The organism is Salinicoccus cyprini (assembly GCF_007713705.1).
Classification (GTDB): domain Bacteria; phylum Bacillota; class Bacilli; order Staphylococcales; family Salinicoccaceae; genus Salinicoccus; species Salinicoccus cyprini.
The window spans coordinates 1-1644 of record NZ_VMSJ01000008.1 but is presented as its reverse complement, the minus strand read 5'-3'; the positions used below and the strand labels follow the sequence as shown (position 1 = coordinate 1644).

General features: G+C 54.3%; 1 rRNA gene. It reads left to right on the top strand.

Annotation, left to right across the window (positions count from 1 at the left end):
* Positions 1-1636, top strand: a 23S ribosomal RNA gene (locus tag FO441_RS12440); the annotation flags it as partial.
* Positions 1637-1644 lie beyond the last annotated feature (8 nt).

Sequence of the window (1644 nt, the reverse complement as noted above, 5' to 3'; positions counted from 1 at the left end):
AACGATAAAGGGGGTGAAAAGCCTCCTCGCCGGAAGACCAAGGGTTCCTGTCCAACGTTAATCGGGGCAGGGTGAGTCGACCCCTAAGGCGAGGCCGAAAGGCGTAGTCGATGGGAAGCAGGTTAATATTCCTGCACGACTTGTAATTGCGATGGGGGGACGGAGAAGGCTAGGTGGGCCAGGCGACGGTTGTCCTGGTGAAAGTGCGTAGGTGGTGTTTCTAGGCAAATCCGGAGACACAACACTGAGACACGAGACGAACACACTACGGTGTGGAAGCCATTGATGCCCTGCTTCCAGGAAAAGCCTCTAAGCTTCAGATTACAAGTCATCGTACCCCAAACCGACACAGGTGGTCGGGTAGAGAATACCAAGGCGCTTGAGAGAACTCGGGTGAAGGAACTAGGCAAAATAGAACCGTAACTTCGGGAGAAGGTTCGCTCTTGACAGTGAAGTCCCTTGCGGATGGAGCAGTTGGGAGTCGCAGTGACCAGATGGCTGGGACTGTTTATCAAAAACACAGCACTCTGCAAACACGAAAGTGGACGTATAGGGTGTGACACCTGCCCGGTGCCGGAAGGTTAATTGATGGGGTTAGCGCAAGCGAAGCTCTTGATCGAAGCCCCGGTAAACGGCGGCCGTAACTATAACGGTCCTAAGGTAGCGAAATTCCTTGTCGGGTAAGTTCCGACCTGCACGAATGGTGTAACCATGGCCATGCTGTCTCCACCCGAGACTCAGTGAAATCGAATTCGCCGTGAAGATGCGGTGTACCCGCGGCTAGACGGAAAGACCCCGTGAACCTTTACTACAGCTTGGCACTGAACATTGAACCTACATGTGTAGGATAGGTGGGAGGCTTTGAAGGCGTGACGCCAGTTGCGCTGGAGCCGTCCTTGAAATACCACCCTTGTATGTTTGATGTTCTAACGCAGGGCCCTGAATCGGGCTCGCGGACAGTGCCTGGTGGGTAGTTTGACTGGGGCGGTCTCCTCCCAAAGAGTAACGGAGGAGCACGAAGGTTGGCTAATCCTGGTCGGACATCAGGAGGTTAGTGCAATGGCATAAGCCAGCTTAACTGCGAGACGGACAGGTCGAGCAGGTACGAAAGTAGGTCATAGTGATCCGGTGGTTCTGAATGGAAGGGCCATCGCTCAACGGATAAAAGGTACTCCGGGGATAACAGGCTGATACCGCCCAAGAGTTCATATCGACGGCGGTGTTTGGCACCTCGATGTCGGCTCATCACATCCTGGGGCTGAAGTCGGTCCCAAGGGTATGGCTGTTCGCCATTTAAAGTGGTACGCGAGCTGGGTTCAGAACGTCGTGAGACAGTTCGGTCCCTATCTGCCGTGGGCGTTGGATGATTGAAGGGAGTTGCTCCTAGTACGAGAGGACCGGAGTGAACGAACCTCTGGTGTTCGGGTTGTCACGCCAGTGGCACTGCCCGGTAGCTAAGTTCGGAATCGATAACCGCTGAAAGCATCTAAGCGGGAAGCGAGCCCTGAGATGAGTCATCCCTGACCCCTTGAGGGTCCTAAAGGGCCGTTGGAGACCACAACGTTGATAGGTGGGGTGTGTAAGTGCAGCGATGCGTTGAGCTAACCCGTACTAATTACCCGTGAGGCTTAACCATACAACACC